The organism is Pseudolactococcus yaeyamensis (assembly GCF_054658615.1).
In genome coordinates this window covers 1-18,239 of sequence record NZ_BAAGGP010000059.1, presented here as the reverse complement: position 1 = coordinate 18,239, position 18,239 = coordinate 1, and the positions used below count along the sequence as shown (strand labels likewise).

Genomic DNA, 18,239 nt, shown 5'->3' with positions numbered 1-18,239 from the left:
CGGATCTGTGACGCTTTCTAAATACGCGTAGATTTCGTACATCATGAACTCCCTTAATAGCTTTTCTTTTACTTTAACATAAATAGAGATACTAGGGAACTATTTATTTCATGCGTTTGTCGTGACTAACTATAGTTCTGCTATCCAAAAACAAAAATTAAGTGTAGATGGTATGGATTATCAAGCAGTTCTCACTTCTCCAACAACAAAACAACTTGATATTTTAGAAAATCAGTCTAACGTTAAATTTACTGGTCAACAGATAGCATGTGGGACAGGTATTGCCATTAATGAAAAAACGACGGTTAAGCTTGTTCTGAAGTGGAAAGATCCAATTAATTGGCAAAAACAAACAACTCCTGCTTTGGATGAGTGGGAGGGTAGATACCCGGAAAAAATGAATGAAATTATGATGTCTAATGCTGCACTTCGAGATGCTGCGATAAAAGATGTTAGATTAGGCATGAAAATTTCAATGAAGTACATTGATAAGCACGGTATTGAAGATAGTGAATTCATTCTATCAGGTATCTATAAAGATATGACTGAATTAAATGGCAATAGTACACCAACAGTTCTAGTATCTAAATCTTTTTTAGAAAAAAGCGATTATAGCGATAGTACAGAAGAGTCGAGTAAAGTATACGTAAGTTTTAACTCGTTATTTATTAGTAATGAAAAAGTAGAAATATTAAAGAAAAAGTTGAATGTATCCAGTAATCAAGTTTTCTTATACGATAATGAATTGGATAAATCTACTTTAATTATTTTAATAGGTTGTATATTATTAGTCATACTAGTTTTAGTAGCGACATATCTAGTTATTTTTAATGTCATGTACATCTCACTTGTGAAAGATATCAAAATTTTTGGTTTGTATAGAGCAATTGGTATGACATACACTCAAATTAAAAGAATGTTTATGCATCAACTATTCTTTTTGCTAGTTATAGGTATATCTCTTGGTGTGATTCTAGGGATGAGTTTTAATCATTTCATTATCCCTAATGGTATTGTCTCTTTTAGTATAAGTAATATTGGTTTTAACGAAGTAACGTCCATTTGTTCCTGTCTATTTGTTGCCATTACGACCTATATTTCATTACGTTTTCCTATAAAAATAGCTATGGCACGCACGGTAGTTGAAGCTAAAGGCATGAGCTACCAAAAAAATAAACAATCACACAAACGCTTAAGAGGCACTAGTTTAGGGTCAATGGCGAATAAAAATATTTTTAGAGATAAAAGGAGAGCTTTCTTAGTTATTATATCTTTGTTTTTAGCATTTACGACTTTTATGACGATTAATACCTTAATTCATAGTAGAAATGATGAAGATTTTGTAAATGCTCACACGGCAGATGATTTTATTTTAGAAAATCAAACGGGTTTAGGAGAAGAGGAACAGCCAAAGCAGGTATTTACAAACGACCTACTGAACAAAATAGTTTCTCAGCCTGAAATAAAAGATATTAGTAAAATTTCTTTTACACCAATGGTAATCAAGTACGAGCATCAAAAATATTATCATTATTTGGATAAATATTATCAAAAATACATGAGAATTTCTACAAGTGAAGGAGAGGAGCATATTCAAAAAGATGCCAACCAATTTTACGGTTTTGTTATTGGCATTGGTAAAGGGGATTTTGAAAAGATTCAAAAAAAGCTAACCACTAAAGTGAACGAAGCTGATTTTTATGCGGGAAAAATCGGAATACTCAATACAGATATTGATGAGACGTCAGGATTTGTCAATAAAGTATTGCATTACGATGTCTCTGGGAAAAATTTAAATGTTGCAATAGCAGCTGTTACAAATCAGAGTCTTTCAGACAAAGCAGGGATAGCACCCAACATCTATTTATATGAAGATGTCGTGAAACAACTAGAAATTCCCTATATTTATGAAAAAGTCCGTTTGAATTTTGATTCTGAAAATGCACGAGACGTTAATGAACGAATAAAAGCTATAGTCAATAAAGATAACAGAATAGGTATTGTTAGTAAATTGGATATCCGAGATGAAATGAAAACGAGTATTAAAGAAATGTCGATTATCTCTAATGCTCTGATTACGTTGTTTGCTTTAATTGCGATGATTAATTTTGTAAATGTTATAACCGCAGGAATTGTGGAGCGGGGTAAGGAATTTACCATTTTAGAAAGTATTGGGATGACTAGAAGACAGATTAGGAAAATGGTAATATTAGAAAGTCTGGAGTATCTCATACTTTCAGTTGCTATAACTTTAATCGTTGGTGTTCCGATATCCTACTTTTTATTTAATCTTTTCAAAGAGGAAAGTTATATGCAATTTACTATCCCTTGGGGAGCTCTTATAGGAATGATAGTGATTGTTGGTGTAATAGGTATTCTTATTCCAATTATATCCTTTATAAAAAAGAAAGAAGCAATCAGTGTAAGATTACGAAATAATAATTAAAACTAGATGGGATGAGTCTAGGACAAAAGCTCACAGTCACTGAAAAAATAAGCAAGCTAATCCAATCAATTTAGATTGAGCTAGTTTGCTTTTTCTCTGTTCTCTGTTCGACAATTCACCATCAGTTTTCTGAGATTAATCGCCATCAAGGCTAAACCAATCTCTTGTCTAACCTTGTCCCAGACTCTTTTCAATAAAATAGATGAGCACTAGTTAAATTTCTTATGATTACTTTTTATCGGCTCGTTCGTTTAATCACTTTACCTTACGATAGTTCTCAAGCGCCCAAATCAATAAGCATGAGAACACTATGATTTTTATTAGGCTTATTGATGCTTCATTAATATTACCTACTGCTAAGTCTATCATGTTTATGATGACAATGATAAACAAGTAGCAAGTTGCAATATCGTCTACACGCTTTTGACAAAAATAATGATAAAATGTTACAATTAGTACTAATAAGGATGTAAAATCTCATGATACATCAAGGTAGTTTTAAAAAATAATAGCTTATTTATGCTCGTAATCGGTCGAGCGTCTCTACTTGGCACCGTAATGCCAAACAATAAGCAAGGAGTCAGGCTCTTTGCGAACTTTTTTTCGCAAGGCCTTTTTTATTGTTAGAAAGTTGAAGATGGAAGCATTAATTTCAAGAATTAAGCGTGATGGTAGAGTTTTGGGGGAAGATATCCTCAAAGTCGATAGTTTTTTAACACACCAAGTTGACCCTAAATTGATGCGTCAAATTGGGCAGACCTTTGCGCAAAAATTTGCGGACAGTGGGATCACAAAAGTTGTGACAATTGAAGCCAGTGGCAACGTACCTTCAGCCTATGTGGCGGAAGAACTTGATGTACCGATGATTTTCGCTAAAAAAGCAAAAAACGTGACCATGAATGATGAGTTGCTAACCGCTGAAGTCTACTCATTTACTAAAAAAATCACGTCAACCGTTCAGATTTCACGTAAATTCTTGTCAGAGAATGATAAAGTTTTGATTATTGACGATTTTTTGGCAAATGGGCAGGCAGCGCTTGGTTTGATCAAAATACTAAAAGAAGCAGGCGCTGAAGTCGCTGGTGTTGGCATTGTCATCGAAAAATCATTTCAGACAGGCCGCAGTCTAGTTGAAGAAACAGGAATTCCAGTTCTGAGTCTGGCAAGGATTTCAGGATTTGAGAACGGTCAAGTCGTATTTACGGAGGCAGATTTATAAAATGGCAAATCAACAACAAGAAATGAAACATTCTAAGTCAGCAGTACTCGGCATTCAACATTTATTAGCCATGTATTCAGGCTCAATTTTGGTGCCAATCATGATTGCAGGCGCACTAGGTTACTCAACGAAAGAACTTACCTACCTCATCTCAACAGATATTTTTATGTGTGGGGTAGCAACATTCCTACAATTACAAGTCAATAAATATTTTGGTATCGGCCTACCCGTCGTTCTAGGTGTTGCCTTCCAATCTGTCGCCCCTCTTTCGATTATCGGTGCTAAACTACTCGGCTCAGGTGCCATTTTCGGTTCAATTATCGTATCAGGACTGATTGTCGTCCTGATTGCAGGCGTTTTCTCGAAAATTCGCAAATTTTTCCCACCGCTTGTGACAGGCAGCGTTATTACAACGATTGGGCTCACGCTGATTCCCGTTGCCATCGGTAATATGGGGGATAATAGCGCTAAACCAGAACTTTCTAGCGTAATCTTAGCAGTCGTGACGATTCTCGTCATCCTGTTCATTCATGCCGTCACGACCGGCTTTGTCCGCTCCATCGCCATCCTCATCGGCCTCATCATCGGTACAACCGTCGCTGCCTTCATGGGTATCGTCGACTTCTCACCGATTGCGCAAGCACCGCTGATCCATATCCCGTCACCATTTTTCTTCGGAAAACCAATCTTTGATTTCTCGTCGATTTTGATGATGACGATTATCTCTTTGGTGTCCATGGTGGAGTCTACGGGCGTTTACCTAGCGCTTTCAGATATTACTGGGGACGACATCTCTGAAACACGATTGAGAAATGGCTACCGAGCAGAAGGCTTGGCAGTTGCATTAGGTGGGATTTTCAACACCTTCCCTTATACAGGTTTTTCACAAAATGTTGGCTTGGTTCAGTTATCTGGCATCAAAACACGCCGTCCGATTTTCTACACAGCAGGTTTTCTCGTGATTTTAGGTCTACTGCCTAAATTTGGTGCCTGTGCACAGATTATTCCAGCACCTGTTTTGGGTGGTGCCATGCTCGTTATGTTTGGCATGGTCACAATTCAAGGGATTCGGATGTTAGGACGTGTCGATTTTGAGAACCAACATAATCTCTTAATCACTGCGATGGCAGTCGCATCAGGTGTTGGCTTCAATGGGACAACGCTCTTCCAAGCACTACCAGATACAGTTGAAATGTTCCTTAATAACGGGATTGTCATGGCAACGCTTGTCGCGATTGTTTTGAATTTGATTTTTAATCGTAAGCAAGATTAAATACTGATAATTCGACCTCGTGTAAGTTGACAGACCCGTCTAAATTTAGTATGATTTTCTTATACATTGAAAAGAGTAGCAAGCTGATGAGTTGACAGGGAGAATGGTTGTGACTGAGATCCATTTAGCGGCAGGTTTGTGAAGTTCACTTCAATTAGATATTGACGCGACTGTTTTGAGACGTAGAAAATTAGGGATTTGCCGTAAATAAGCGCAGCTTATGCGGACAAATCATCTATTTTCTTAGTCTCAAGGCGCAGAAATTCGATTTCAATTAAATAAATGATAATGAAGCTAGAGATAATCTAGGAATTAGGATGGTACCGCGGTTTTCGCTCCTTTACGTTGGAGTGATGACGGCGGTATTTTTCTTGTCATTACTTATCTACCAAAAGTAAATGCCAAAATAGAAAGAAGATAAAAAATTGACTTTACAAGAAAAAATCGCTGAGTTGCGTACAAGTGCACTTGAAAAATTGCCCAAAATCGCTGATGAAAAAACGCTGAATGATTTCCGTGTATCAGTTTTGGGTAAAAAAGGTGAGTTGACGGACATTCTCAAAGGAATGAAAGACTTATCCAATGAAGAACGCCCTAAAATCGGCGCTCTAGCTAATGAGTTCAGAGATGAAATCACCAGTCTTTTAGAAAGCAAAAAGACTGAGATTGAAGCCACTATCATTGCCAAAAAGCTTGAAAATGAAACGCTTGATGTGACCCTTCCGGGTACAAAAGTAGCCAAGGGCAATCGTCATATTTTGACGCAAACGACGGAAGAAATTGAAGATATTTTCCTTGGTATGGGCTATCAAATCGTTGATGGCTACGAAGTTGAGACAGATTATTATAACTTTGAGCGTATGAATCTGCCTAAGGAACACCCTGCGCGTGATATGCAAGATACTTTTTATATCACTTCTGATATTTTGTTGCGGACGCACACAAGTCCTGTGCAAGCGCGGACGATGGATGCGCACGATTTTACCAAAGGCCCGCTTAAAATGATTTCGCCGGGACGTGTTTACCGTCGTGATACAGATGATGCGACCCACAGCCATCAATTCCACCAAATCGAGGGTCTTGTCATTGACGAAAATATTGCCATGAGCGACCTCAAGGGCACGCTCGATACGCTTGTCAAGAAAATGTTTGGTGCAGAACGTAAAATTCGTCTGCGTCCAAGCTACTTCCCATTTACAGAGCCATCTGTTGAAGCGGATATTTCATGTTTCAAATGTGGCGGTAAAGGTTGTAACGTTTGTAAAATGACGGGTTGGATTGAAGTTCTAGGCGCTGGTATGGTGCATCCGAATGTCCTTGAAATGGCTGGTATTGATAGCACGAAATATTCAGGTTTTGCCTTTGGTTTGGGACAAGAGCGGATTGCCATGTTAAGATACGGGATTAACGATATTCGTGGTTTCTATCTGGGTGATGCTCGGATGAGTGAGCAGTTTATTGGATAGGGAGGAAATATCATGTTTAAAGCTTATGATATTCAGGAAAATATTAATGAGATTGCATTGAATGAACTGAAAATCAAGAATATTGATAGAATTTTCTCCTCAGTTACAGGAAGTTCGCAATTTGATAAGAAAAAAATACTATGCGAGTTACCTATTGAAAAACAAAGAGCAACTAATATTATTTTTGATTGGGAAAATAATAGAGCGAAATTTGATATACGTAAAGCAGCGGAAAAATTATTGACTGCTGAATTAGGGCATATAGGACGCAAGAGAAATATTAATCCAGGGTACTTGTTTATCAAATCCAATGAAGATGAATTTTTACTTATGAAATTAGAAAATACTGAGATTGTTGATAAAGATACCTTTGAAATGGTAGGGCAATTAGGTAAAGAAAAAGATTACCTCAAGGCTTGTATATTTAAACATGATTTTGAAAATATTGTAGTTGTTGATAAAAGTAAAAATGTATCGAAGTTTTGGATTTATAAATTTTTAGAATTAGATATTAAACGAAATGATAAAATTAATACACAGGAGTTCATCGCATTAATCAAAAATAAAGAATTATTTTCAGATGATGTGAAAAATCAAAATAACATTGAACAAATAGTTGAAGCGACAGAAAACTATTTATTTGATAATCAAAAGTTTGATAAGGAAGGATTGGTTGATGAGTTATCGAATAAATCGTTGATAGAGTTAAGCAACTATGAAGAATTTTACTCTATTACCTCAGATAAAATTGATTCAGAATTTACTGTTGATAAAGTTGCCATACAAGATAAATATCACAATAATTTCAAAATATCAGATAAGACTGAGATAAGGACAAATAATTTCACTGACTTAAAAAGGAAGCAACAAATAAAATTAGATGTTGCTGATAAGTTATTGACTTTAAAAGTTGATAAAGACTATATTGAATCGCTTAAAAGTTTAGGTTTGTAGCATGAGTAATGTAGAGTGGGACGGAACAGCTATTGAACCGATACCGGAAGGAAATTTAGAGTATTTTGAAAAAGAAAATTTAGTAGAAAATGGAATAGTATATAATCAAGAAAATTATCTTATTTATGAAGAAGAGTATTTGGTTAAAGAAATAACTTCTTTTAAAGATATTTGCGATAAATTATCTTTGAAAAATTATGCATCACCAATAAAATATTGGAATAATAAAGATAAACGATTTATAGAATTTTTATCTGAGGAATCAGAAAATACCATTTTTCTAAAGCAGCTATCAGAGAATAATATTGAAAACCTTGATAAAAAACAGTTGAATATTTCTGTTAATATTTTAAATAAACTGGTTAAGAAACCGAAGATAAAGACCATACAGTCAATTTATATTTTGTTATTTTTATCAACAAAATCCAAGTATGAAAATAAAAAGTTTACTTTTACCATTCAACGAGGAGAAAGTAAAAGTAAACAAGTAATTGATTTGAATACAATATTATCAACGAATTTATATATATTTTATGATTGGATTGTTAATGACGAGGAGTATCCTAGAGCATACGAAACAAGGTTAGAGATAATTAGAAATTTAATTATTAGAAATAACAACTTTGAACTTAATGAAGAAAATCTGAAGCAAGCTAAAACTAATTTTAAAAGGATTATTTCAGACAAGACAGAAAAATATTTTATTCAGATAAATAAATTGAAAGATGATTTTTTGAAATTATCTGAATCTAGAAATAGTTCGTATAGATCTTTGCATTTAAAGATTATTGGTTGGCTATCTGCAGTATCTTTGTTTATCTATGGTGAAATAAAAGAAAATCATTCTGGTAACTTGCTATCAAAAATTATATTTTCTCATTCTGAAAAATCAATTATCATTTTGACTATGTTTTTAATGTCACTTATTTTTATTTGGATATTATTTGTAATTGAAATGCAACAAAATAAAGTAGAATATCAGAAAATCAAAAAGTTCTATTCTGATGAAATTCTATTTGATGATGATGATTTTGATGATTATATAGATAAACCTCAGATAAATTGGGCTTACAAAGTGTTATTTGCTATTACAGTGACATTAACTCTATTGAGAATTTTTATTCCATTTATTCTAATATTGATTAAAAAATTTCAATAATTAATTGTTATCACTATCTAAATTATCAAGTGTATGATGAACAGCTCGGGCAATATGCCAAGCCATTACAGGCGGTACAGCATTTCCGACTGCTTTGTAGGCAGAGCTTGCTGATGTAGCAAAAACATAAGAATCTGGAAAAGATTGCAAACGTGCGGTTTCTCGAACACTTAATCGTCTCCATCCAGCCATATCGTTTTCATCTTTTAGAGTTGTATTATAATGTGCTTCAATGTTACCATGATGTTCAGCTCGGATTGTTGGAGAGGGTTTATCTTTGTTAATGCGATTGTTGCCTTGCATTTTTTTACCAGGATAAAATTTTGCTTTCGAGATGTCACGGATAGTGTGATTGGGTATTTCGGGACTATTGACTTTATCCCATAAATCTTCGATACCATCTTGAGAGGTTCTCCAAAATTTACCAGTTTCTCCATTTTCAGAGTATATTTTTTCTGGATAGAATTCATCAGTAATATCGCCTAAATCTTTACGGATACCCATGATAATAACTCGACGTCGACTTTGTGGCACACCGTAATCAGCAGAATTTAGGACGTGATATTGCACATTATAACCAGCGGTATCAAAATCATCTAAAATTGTATCTAGAGCAGATTTATTAATATCTTTACCAATAACATTTTTACGAGAATTACGAATCCCATCAACATTTTCTGCAATAAATACTTTAGGTTTGTAATGATTGATGACACGAATCATTTGCATATAGAGCTGACCGCGAGGGTCGCTAAGACCCGCACGATTACCTGAATAACTAAAAGTTTGACAAGGAAAACCACCGAGTACGACATCAACTTCACAATTTGGCATATCTTTTTCTAAGTTAAGCTCAATGATACTTCGGCGTTCCACGCTTTTCTTGAAATTGGCTTCGTAGCTATCGGCTGCACCACTAAAAATATCATTAGCAAATACGATGTCAAAAGGATTTTTTTCATAAGGTTCATTTAGATAAGTAAAACCGCCCTCAAAACCTAAGTCCATACCGCCTGCACCACTAAAAAGCGATACAACGTTAATTTTTTTAGATGGGTCAACGATTTCTTCAAAAGCATTGACAGTATTAGGTTTTTCATAAAAATAAGATTTAGACACAAGGAGCTCCTTTATGGGTTATAATATTGAGAATTTTCTTCAAGATTTTGCTAGTTTTATTGAATCAAAACAAAATCTTGATAAAAAGTATTTAACATCGACAAGTTCTTACAATGGTTTTGAAAAACTTATTGAAGATGAGTCTGATAATTTTCTATTATCAATTACGGAAATCATTATTAAACATGATATTGTGATTGAACCAAAATTTAATCATCATTTTCCTGATTTAGATGTTACCATTGATGATATCAAATATGGCGTTGAATTAAAAAGTCGTAAAGATGGTTCTTGGGTAAATAATGGTGGTTCAGTTTTTGAATCCATTAGTGATAGTGATTATCAAGAAATATATGTTATGTTTGGCACATTCAACGAAAAGAAAGGAGATAGGAGTTATCAAGTACGATATGCACCTTATTGGCAAGTAACACAAGCTATTAAGGTAACGCACAAACCACGGTATTTTCTTAACATGAATGCAGAAACCACGGTATTTAAAACGGCAGATGAATATGATGAACTAAGGAATCTATCTGAACTTGATAAAAATAAATTTGTTCAAAAAATATTATCTGAATCAGCGACAAAACCGCAGTGGTACATTTCTCAAAACTCAGTTGATGATAGTGAACACGTAAATCCAATTCAGATAAATAAATTGGAAAAATCACAAAGGGACAGAATTATTGCAGAATTGCTTATATTATATCCTCAAGATTTATTAACGGATAGAGCGAACTATTCTAGATCAACAGAGTATCTGATAAATTCATATTTCTATTACACCTCATCGTTGAGAGATTTATTTACCGCAGGAGGAAAATTCACATATGAAAATGTGGAATTTCCAAAAGTTGTTGGTAATTTAAGGAATTTGAGTGCAGATATTTTGTCGGTTATCACAACACAAACAGATGATTTTAAAGAGTTAGCATATCAATCTTGGAACGATTTAGAAATCAAAGTAGAACGTAATGATTTTTTACAGGATTATAAAAAAGTAATTGATTACTTAGGTAAGCAAAATTTCAGTCAACTATTGAATAGCGTACAAATTGAAAAGATATCAGAAATCATTTTCTAATATCAGTTTACACTAAAAGAGATGGCGCGTCAACTACCGCGCCATAAATAAGGAGAAAGTCTAAAAAATGCAAGTATCATACAATTGGTTAAAAGAGCTCGTCAACATTGATGTGACGTCACATGACCTATCAGAAAAAATGTCAACCAGCGGGATTGAAGTTGAGGGTGTTGAAACGCGAAGCGAAGGGCTATCAAAATTAGTCGTTGGTGAAGTGCTCAGCGCGCAAGAAATTCCAGAAACACACTTGAATATCTGTCAAGTTAATGTTGGTGAAGCTGAACCGACACAAATCGTCTGTGGTGCGCCCAATATCAAAGCAGACATTAAAGTTATCGTTGCCCTGCCAGGTGCTCGGATTTTAGGTAATCACAAAATCAAAAAAGGGAAAATCCGTGGTGTTGAAAGTCTTGGCATGATCTGCAGCCTCCAAGAAATTGGCTTCCCAGAAAGCATTGTGCCTAAAACATACGCTGAAGGGATTTACTACCTACCAGCTGATGCTGAAAATGGTGCAGAAATTTTTGATTACCTAGAGATGAACGATGAAGTGTTGGAACTTTCCATCACACCTAACCGTGCAGATGCGCTATCTATGCGTGGTGTCGCTCATGAAGTTGCAACAATCTACGACAACAAACAAGTCAAATTTGATGAAAAAGTTGTCACAGAATCTGACACCAAAACATCAGAAAAAATCGCAGTGGACGTCACGACAGACAAAGTCTTGACTTACAAAATGCGCATCATCGAAGGCATCACCGTTGCCCCAAGTCCACAGTGGTTGCAAAACCGCCTCATGAATGAAGGCATCCGACCAATCAATAACGTTGTGGACGTGACCAACTTCGTCCTTCTCTACTTTGGTCAACCCCTTCATGCCTTTGATTATGCTAAATTTGACGAGAAGAAAATTCTCGTTCGTCAAGCTGAAAATGGTGAAAAACTGACGACATTGGATGGCGCGGTGCGCGATTTAGCAGCAGAAGACATTGTCATCACAGTTGGCGGTCAGCCAGTGGCACTTGCGGGTGTGATGGGAGGCGGAAACACTGAAATCACAGACAACTCAACAAGCGTTGCGCTTGAGTCAGCGATTTTTGACGGGACAAGTATCCGTAAAACGTCTCAAAAATTCAACCTCCGTTCTGAATCAAGTGCCCGTTTTGAAAAAGGTATCAACCATGCTGATGTAGAGTTGGCTTTAGACTATGCGGCAGCTATGATTGTTGAACTTGCGGGTGGTACCATCACATCAGGCGTAGTTTCAAGCAATGATTTCGTTGCGCAAGATGTGACTGTATCTATCACACTTGATAAAATCAACCGAGCTCTTGGTTTGACCCTTACCTCGACAGATGTTGTGGCGATTTTCGATAAACTTGGCTTTACAACAGCTGTCTCTGGTGAGACTTTCGCAGTAACAGTCCCACCACGCCGTTGGGATATTGCAATCGAAGCTGACCTTGTCGAAGAAGTGGCACGCATTTATGGCTATGACAATATTCCTAATACTTTGCCACAAGCTGGGAATACGATTGGTGAATTGACACCGATGCAAGCCTTCCGACGTGATGTTCGGACGAGTCTTGAAGGTGCAGGTCTGTCAGAAGTCATCTCTTATTCATTGACGACAGCTGAAAAAGCAGTACAATTCACGACATTGCCAAAAGACAACCTAACAGCGCTTGCCATGCCAATGAGTGAAGAACGCAGCACGCTTCGTTTGAATCTTATCAGTGGCATGCTAGACATCGTGCGCTATAACTTGGCGCGCGGCAACGACACATTGGCAGTCTATGAAATCGGTCAAGTCTTTGCAAAGTTCGGTAATGAAACAGACAACCGTCCAACAGAATTACCACAAGTCGCGATTGCCATGACGGGTAAAAGTTATGATTTCTATGCTACCAAAGGTGTGGTCGAAAATCTACTTGTTAAATTTGACAATGTCCGCTTTGAAACAGATAATGCAATTGCTGAACTCCACCCAGGTCGGACAGCACGTATCTTAGTTGATGATGTTGAAGTTGGTTTTATCGGTCAAGTTCATCCAACGACTGCCAAAGCCTACGACATTTCAGAAACTTATGTGGCGAGTCTTGATTTGACGGCTTTATTGGCACAACAACCGGCACAAGTTATTTACACAGATATTCCAAAATTCCAAGCCTCTAAACGTGATGTTGCGCTTTTGGTTGATCGGACAGTGACCAACCAAGCAATTCTTGATGTGATGACGTCAAGCAAGGTCAAAACCTTGATTAAAGCAGAACTTTTCGATGTCTATACTGGCGACAATGTTGCAGCAGATAAGAAATCATTGGCCTATACTTTGACCTTCCAGTCAGCTGAAAATCAATTAACAGATGATGACATCACAGCAGCTGTAACGAAAATCACGAAGAAATTAGTTGAGTTTGGTGCTGAAATGAGATAAAAACAGATAAACGCTAAAAAATAGCGTTTTTTTGATATAATAAAAGTAATCATTTTAATCATCGAAATTTTTTGCATTTTTAATGTAAGCAACGATTTAGGAGAAAAATCAATGTTACTTGCCCTTAGCGCTACGAGTATTTTACCCTTGCTATTTGCCCTTTTCTTAATGTCTAAAACGCATCGGCCATGGGCAGGTGTGATCTGGTTGGTCTTGTTTTTGATTGACTGTTTCAATTTGATTGTCATGCACATTTTTTTACCGCTCACGATTTGGAACATGTTATTAGGCAATAGTTTAAAGATTATCATCATTGGTTTGGCAGATTATCAGAAAATTAAAGTTGAAACTGCTGAACCAACTAAGGGAAAGCGTCCCAAAAGTCAAATTAAGTATACGGGCGGTCTTAAATCAAGTATTGCCCTTGCTGTTTTTGTTTTCAGCCTATTAGCGATGATTGCCGCCTTGTTCTTATCTGGCCCCTTTCAGTGGCGAACGATTGCGACGAGTACCACGGATAGCTTGCCACAACTTGACAGTAATCAGACTAAGCAAATCGGTTATACCGTTGATGTTGCACGTGCTAAGATGAATAAAGCTTTTGGTGAGGTGCCAAATGCCAGTCAGTTCGAGTTAGGCACTGTAACAGCGCAATTTTATCAAGGAAAACCTGTTTATGTGGCACCTGTTGAACAGAATTCTTTTTTTGCTAGTCTTAAAAATAATCAGACGCCGGGTTATTTTGTGATTGATGCGGCTAACATCACTGCCAGTGCTGAATTTGTTAGGAAAAATCTTAACTATACAGACAACAGTCTTTTCATGAAAAATGCAGGTTTTAAACTTTTTGCTGCAGCTCCTAATAAATCAGTCCGTTCAACAACCTTTGAGATTGATGATGAGGGCGTTCCTTACTTTGTATCAGCGCGGGGCGCTCTTTTAGCAGGCGTTCGTGATAACCAGAAAACACGCGAAATCGTCATTCTTAACGCTGAAAATGGTCAAACTAAGACTTATACAGCAAAAACATTACCCAAATGGGTTAATGGCGTTGTGGATGCAGAATCAGCTGCCGAGCTTCTCATGCAATATGGAGAAAATAAGTATCTGATTAATTTCAGTAAAAAAGACAAGATGTTGGTCAACGATAACGGCTCAGACAATGGCGTTTCGCCAGTTTTTACTTCTGACGGCAATATTTACTATACAGCAGATTATACAACACCAAAATCCAAAGCAAACTCTATTCTTGCTTATGGCATGGTTGATGCACGGACAAATGTGCTATCCGTTGTCAAGTCTGACGAGAAAAACAAACTCAGTTTAGTCGGTCTGACAGATTCTGATGCAGCGATTCTTCGAGCTGAGAAATTGGATCCTTCTCTCAAACTAAATGCGTCAAATCCTGCCCTGTTCATGGTTGAAAACACACCAGTTTGGGTGTTATCCATGACCGATTCAGCAGATAATTTCCATGACTATGTTTATATCAATGCCCAAAATACCAGTATTATTGCACGTGGCAATGATGCTAAAACGGCATTGACAAATTACATCAATGTTTTATCGCTTGCACCATCAACTAATGGTAATATCGCAAGTCAATCAGAAACGATAAGTGGCACGGTCTCGCGTCTTGCCATAGATAATGGTAAAGCCTATCTCATTCTTGAGGGTAATGTGACACAGTATCAAGGACAAGTGACGGATTTTCCTTATCTTGCGAGTACACAAGTTGGCGATACAGTCAGGCTAACGGCAAGTAAGATGACAGAAAGATCAGTCATTGCCAACATCACAGCATTTGAAAACGAGGACTTGAAATGACTTATTACGACCAACATTTGCATACCCACCATTCCTATGATTCCGAAGCCGACTTCACAGACTATCTCGAAAATTCAACAGGGTATGTCGTGACGACAGAGCATTTCGATGTGGTTAATCCAGTTACAGGACAGACAGATGCGCCAGATTATGCGACTTATTCGGCTGAAATCGACCGACTGAATCTCAAGTATGATAATCGGATTTTAAAGGGTATTGAAATTGGCTATTATCAGCCTAAAGAAGCAGAGATTTTAGCTTACCTAGCAGATAAAAGCTATGATTTGAAACTGCTTTCAGTTCATCATAATGGTGAATTTGATTATTTGGACGACTTTGTCGCTGACATGGATTTTGATACTATTTTTAGTCGCTATCTAGATGAACTAAGTGTTGCCATTGATCAGAATGATAAAATTCAAGCTCACGTATTAGCACATTTTGATTATGGCATTCGTTTATTCAATGTCACACCAGCTGAACTTGATAAACATAAAAGTAAATTAATCGAAATATTTCAGAAAATGATTGCTGCCGATTTGGCTTTTGAAATCAATGCGAAATCCACGCATCTATATCATCACTTAGACCTCTATACTTATGCCCTGAAAATGGTGATAGAGCTTGGTGGGACCTTGTTTACACTAGGGTCAGATGGTCATAAACTAGAACACTATGAGTTGGCTTTTGATGAATTAAAGCTCTGGCTTAAAGCACAGGGTGTTCATCAACTCGTCACGTTTCATGGCGATAGCCGCCACGTTGTTACAATTTAGCAATATTTGACGCTAAAACGCAATGTTTGGGCGTCTTTTTTATGGTAAAATAACAAGATATGAGAAAACGATTGTTCGAAATGACCCTGTGTTTGATACTTTTACTACCGTCTGTTACCTCGGTTGTGGCTGATGATAAAAAAACAGATTATGACGCTGAAATCAAAGCGGCACAAGGCAAGGCCAGTGGCATTCAAGCTGATTTAGAGGCATCCTTGACGGCTGTCAATGAGGTTTATCAAAAAGCCTATGCCAGTATGCAAGCTGTTGCGGACGGGCAAAGCAAAATTGATGATTTGACTCATCAGATGACTAAGAATGATGAAGAGTTAAAGGCGCGTGAGTCTGTTATGGCGGAGCAAATGCGTCAGGCACAGACAGAAAATGTGGCGTCTAGTTTTATCGTGACGATTATGTCGTCAAATAATCTGTCAGATATGATTACGCGTGTGGTGAGTTTAACCACCTATCGTCAAATGCAAAATGAAAAAGTTGAGAAACTGGATAAACTGAAAACAGCATCAACCAAGCTGAAAGCTGATTTGGAAAGTCAACAAACACAACTGCAGGCAGATGCGAAAATATATGATGAAGAGTATGCTCAATTAGAATCAAAATTGGCTAGCCTTCGGACACAGATAGCAGAGAGTCAAGCACAAATTGCTGATTTGTCTAGCTCGAAAGCAGCAGAAGAAAAACGACAAGCCGATGCAGTAACACGCGAAAAAGCGAAAGCAGTTGCTGAGCCTAAATCAAGTCAATCTGCTAATGCAGCTCAACCAACTCCTAACCCTGATACAGGTAACACCGTTGGCGACAATTCTGCGCCCATTACACCGTCAGGCAATAGCATGACGGTGTCAACCACTGGCTACTCGTCAGATGGCGCGGATGGCATGACACCGGGGCACATCACAGCGACAGGCATTGACCTCTGGGTGAATCCCATGTGTGTGGCGGTCGATCCGAGCATGATTCCTTTGGGGTCAATGGTGGAGGTACCCGGTTATGGGATTGCGATTGCTGGCGACACTGGCGGTGCAATCAAAGGCTATAAGGTCGATTTGCACTTCAAAACGACCGTGGCAGCGATCAACTGGGGCAGACGTACCGTGACGATTAAAGTATTAAATTAGCCGCAAGCGCTTTGCGGTTTTTTGCTACTTTGAAAAAGGTGGGTTCAAAAGGGAATAGTCATCGTTTTTTTATGCTAGTTGGTAATAGTTATGGCTACTGTCGCCTCAAGGAATGTGCTATAATTGAGGTATAACAAGAGAATTTTCAATCCCCTTTTAAAATAAAGGGTTGGGAAGTTCTTTAAATGTGTAAAACTACAAAACTAACCATAAAACTAACCAAGCAACCAAGCAATCAAAAAATCATTAGTTGAATAAAAAATAAAATCCACCAGTTGAGAAATTGGCGGATTTTACTTTATATTTAAATTTTGAGGGAGGTGTTTTATGAATTAGTCTATATAAGCTCAGAATGGACGAGAAAGCCTTTATGTGAAAAGATGAAGGATTTACCAGTTAGTACAGCGAGGGGGAAAGAAAATGATATAAGAGGACAACCGTGGTATGGTATTTGTCTTAATTGTGAAATAAACAATTATTTTGACAACGATTGATTTACTTCAATCGTTTTTTTATGGAGGAAAAAGAAATGGATTTAACAATTTTCGTGTGTAACAAATTAGCAAGGCAAGGGCTTTACTATCTACTCCCTTGTTCAGAAGATAGGGTGATGAACGAATTATTTGATGGCTATACTGATGAGGATATAGAAAAGTATTATGCCTGTGAAGTAATTGACAACCCTTTTAAACACATTCATCTTGCTAATCTTGATGATAGATTTCCGTATCCGATTGGTTGGTTGAATCAATTTAAGCGTGAATACGATGACTTAACTGAAAAACAAAAAGAACATTTAGATGATTTTGCTTCAGTTCATCCTGAACATAAACCAACGAGAATTATTTGGAGACTTAAGGATTTTTTGATTATTAAAGCAGATTCTACGAAAGAGCTTTTTGAAAAATTGATTGAGATGGGGCATGTTGAAGATGATTGTGTGAAGTTTTATCAAAAAAATCCCAAAATGTTTGATACTTCTTGTGTATTAAGTGAATGGGTTGAAGATTATGTTTATAAAGGAACGAAGGCATATTATATATGGCGTGATTGTGGAAAAATTGAGCTTGAGGATTTAAGAGATGAATTTAAGGACAAGTAGAATTTTAGAAAGGCAATTAGCCGTACCGCCAATAATCATCATGCACATCACTTTCTTTAATCTCGAACTTATTTTGAATTAAAGAAATGAATGCGTCAATGACAACAACATCAAGATGATAGGGTAAATCTAACATATCAATGATTGCTTGGTAATTAGTGTCAGGTTGAAAGTCATACTCTTGGTCGAGTAAGTTCATTACTTCGTAAATCATGTAACGGTTTGCTTTAAATTC

The 18,239-nt window shown here is 36.8% G+C and carries 14 protein-coding genes and 1 riboswitch; of the genes, 12 read left to right on the top strand and 2 right to left on the bottom strand.

Going from position 1 to position 18,239, the window contains the following annotated elements; genetic code table 11:
• Positions 1 to 121 precede the first annotated feature (121 nt).
• The 6 genes from ACYQ21_RS10945 (at position 122) to ACYQ21_RS10920 (ending at position 8,517) form a co-directional block, all read left to right on the top strand.
• Complete coding sequence (locus ACYQ21_RS10945) at positions 122 to 2,446, top strand: ABC transporter permease (protein ID WP_460058461.1); 2,325 nt, start codon at positions 122 to 124, stop codon at positions 2,444 to 2,446.
• Positions 2,447 to 2,939: 493 nt separating this feature from the next.
• Positions 2,940 to 3,035, top strand: a riboswitch (purine riboswitch).
• A gap of 48 nt (positions 3,036 to 3,083) precedes the next feature.
• Positions 3,084 to 3,665, top strand: coding sequence for a xanthine phosphoribosyltransferase (locus ACYQ21_RS10940; protein WP_460058460.1), 582 nt, complete (start codon positions 3,084 to 3,086; stop codon positions 3,663 to 3,665).
• A gap of 1 nt (position 3,666) precedes the next feature.
• Entirely contained in the window at positions 3,667 to 4,938 is a 1,272-nt protein-coding gene (locus tag ACYQ21_RS10935) for a nucleobase:cation symporter-2 family protein (RefSeq protein ID WP_460058459.1), read from the top strand.
• A 425-nt stretch (positions 4,939 to 5,363) separates the two neighbouring features.
• The gene (pheS, locus tag ACYQ21_RS10930; protein ID WP_460058458.1) at positions 5,364 to 6,404 is read left to right on the top strand and encodes a phenylalanine--tRNA ligase subunit alpha; all 1,041 of its coding nucleotides are present in this window, start codon (positions 5,364 to 5,366) and stop codon (positions 6,402 to 6,404) included.
• A 12-nt stretch (positions 6,405 to 6,416) separates the two neighbouring features.
• Positions 6,417 to 7,358: a hypothetical protein gene (locus tag ACYQ21_RS10925; RefSeq protein ID WP_460058457.1), complete on the top strand. Its 942-nt coding sequence runs from the start codon at positions 6,417 to 6,419 to the stop codon at positions 7,356 to 7,358.
• 1 nt (position 7,359) lies between these two features.
• Positions 7,360 to 8,517: a hypothetical protein gene (locus ACYQ21_RS10920; RefSeq protein ID WP_460058456.1), complete on the top strand. Its 1,158-nt coding sequence runs from the start codon at positions 7,360 to 7,362 to the stop codon at positions 8,515 to 8,517.
• Here the strand turns inward: ACYQ21_RS10920 and ACYQ21_RS10915 are convergent, their stop codons facing one another.
• Entirely contained in the window at positions 8,518 to 9,636 is a 1,119-nt protein-coding gene (locus ACYQ21_RS10915; RefSeq protein WP_460058455.1) for a DNA cytosine methyltransferase, read from the bottom strand.
• Between the two features lie 13 nt (positions 9,637 to 9,649).
• Between ACYQ21_RS10915 and ACYQ21_RS10910 the strand changes: the two genes are divergently transcribed.
• The 6 genes from ACYQ21_RS10910 to ACYQ21_RS10885 all read left to right on the top strand — a co-directional run bounded on the left by ACYQ21_RS10910 (position 9,650) and on the right by ACYQ21_RS10885 (position 18,004).
• Complete coding sequence (locus tag ACYQ21_RS10910) at positions 9,650 to 10,723, top strand: hypothetical protein (RefSeq protein ID WP_460058454.1); 1,074 nt, start codon at positions 9,650 to 9,652, stop codon at positions 10,721 to 10,723.
• A 67-nt stretch (positions 10,724 to 10,790) separates the two neighbouring features.
• Positions 10,791 to 13,163, top strand: coding sequence for a phenylalanine--tRNA ligase subunit beta (gene pheT / locus ACYQ21_RS10905; RefSeq protein WP_460058453.1), 2,373 nt, complete (start codon positions 10,791 to 10,793; stop codon positions 13,161 to 13,163).
• A 111-nt stretch (positions 13,164 to 13,274) separates the two neighbouring features.
• Positions 13,275 to 14,990: a hypothetical protein gene (locus tag ACYQ21_RS10900; protein WP_460058452.1), complete on the top strand. Its 1,716-nt coding sequence runs from the start codon at positions 13,275 to 13,277 to the stop codon at positions 14,988 to 14,990.
• Positions 14,987 to 15,766, top strand: coding sequence for a PHP domain-containing protein (locus ACYQ21_RS10895; RefSeq protein ID WP_460058451.1), 780 nt, complete (start codon positions 14,987 to 14,989; stop codon positions 15,764 to 15,766). Before ACYQ21_RS10900 ends, ACYQ21_RS10895 begins: the two co-directional genes overlap by 4 nt.
• Before the next feature lie 59 nt (positions 15,767 to 15,825).
• On the top strand, positions 15,826 to 16,902 hold the full coding sequence (locus ACYQ21_RS10890) for a 3D domain-containing protein (RefSeq protein WP_460058450.1): 1,077 nt from the start codon (positions 15,826 to 15,828) through the stop codon (positions 16,900 to 16,902).
• Between the two features lie 529 nt (positions 16,903 to 17,431).
• On the top strand, positions 17,432 to 18,004 hold the full coding sequence (locus ACYQ21_RS10885; RefSeq protein ID WP_460058449.1) for a hypothetical protein: 573 nt from the start codon (positions 17,432 to 17,434) through the stop codon (positions 18,002 to 18,004).
• Positions 18,005 to 18,020: 16 nt separating this feature from the next.
• On the opposite strand, the gene ACYQ21_RS10880 is transcribed toward ACYQ21_RS10885, so the two are convergent.
• Positions 18,021 to 18,239, bottom strand: a 219-nt coding sequence (locus ACYQ21_RS10880) for a hypothetical protein (RefSeq protein ID WP_460058448.1), incomplete at its 5' end; no start/stop codon positions are given.

Excerpts from the sequence above, each read along its gene's own strand:
- ACYQ21_RS10925 (WP_460058457.1), top strand. The coding sequence starts at position 6,417 with ATGTTTAAAGCTTATGATATTCAGGAAAATATTAATGAGATTGCATTG.
- ACYQ21_RS10885 (WP_460058449.1), top strand. The coding sequence starts at position 17,432 with ATGGATTTAACAATTTTCGTGTGTAACAAATTAGCAAGGCAAGGGCTT.
- pheT (WP_460058453.1), top strand. The coding sequence starts at position 10,791 with ATGCAAGTATCATACAATTGGTTAAAAGAGCTCGTCAACATTGATGTG.
- ACYQ21_RS10895 (WP_460058451.1), top strand. The coding sequence starts at position 14,987 with ATGACTTATTACGACCAACATTTGCATACCCACCATTCCTATGATTCC.
- ACYQ21_RS10890 (WP_460058450.1), top strand. The coding sequence starts at position 15,826 with ATGAGAAAACGATTGTTCGAAATGACCCTGTGTTTGATACTTTTACTA.
- ACYQ21_RS10900 (WP_460058452.1), top strand. The coding sequence starts at position 13,275 with ATGTTACTTGCCCTTAGCGCTACGAGTATTTTACCCTTGCTATTTGCC.
- ACYQ21_RS10940 (WP_460058460.1), top strand. The coding sequence starts at position 3,084 with ATGGAAGCATTAATTTCAAGAATTAAGCGTGATGGTAGAGTTTTGGGG.
- ACYQ21_RS10920 (WP_460058456.1), top strand. The coding sequence starts at position 7,360 with ATGAGTAATGTAGAGTGGGACGGAACAGCTATTGAACCGATACCGGAA.
- ACYQ21_RS10935 (WP_460058459.1), top strand. The coding sequence starts at position 3,667 with ATGGCAAATCAACAACAAGAAATGAAACATTCTAAGTCAGCAGTACTC.
- ACYQ21_RS10910 (WP_460058454.1), top strand. The coding sequence starts at position 9,650 with ATGGGTTATAATATTGAGAATTTTCTTCAAGATTTTGCTAGTTTTATT.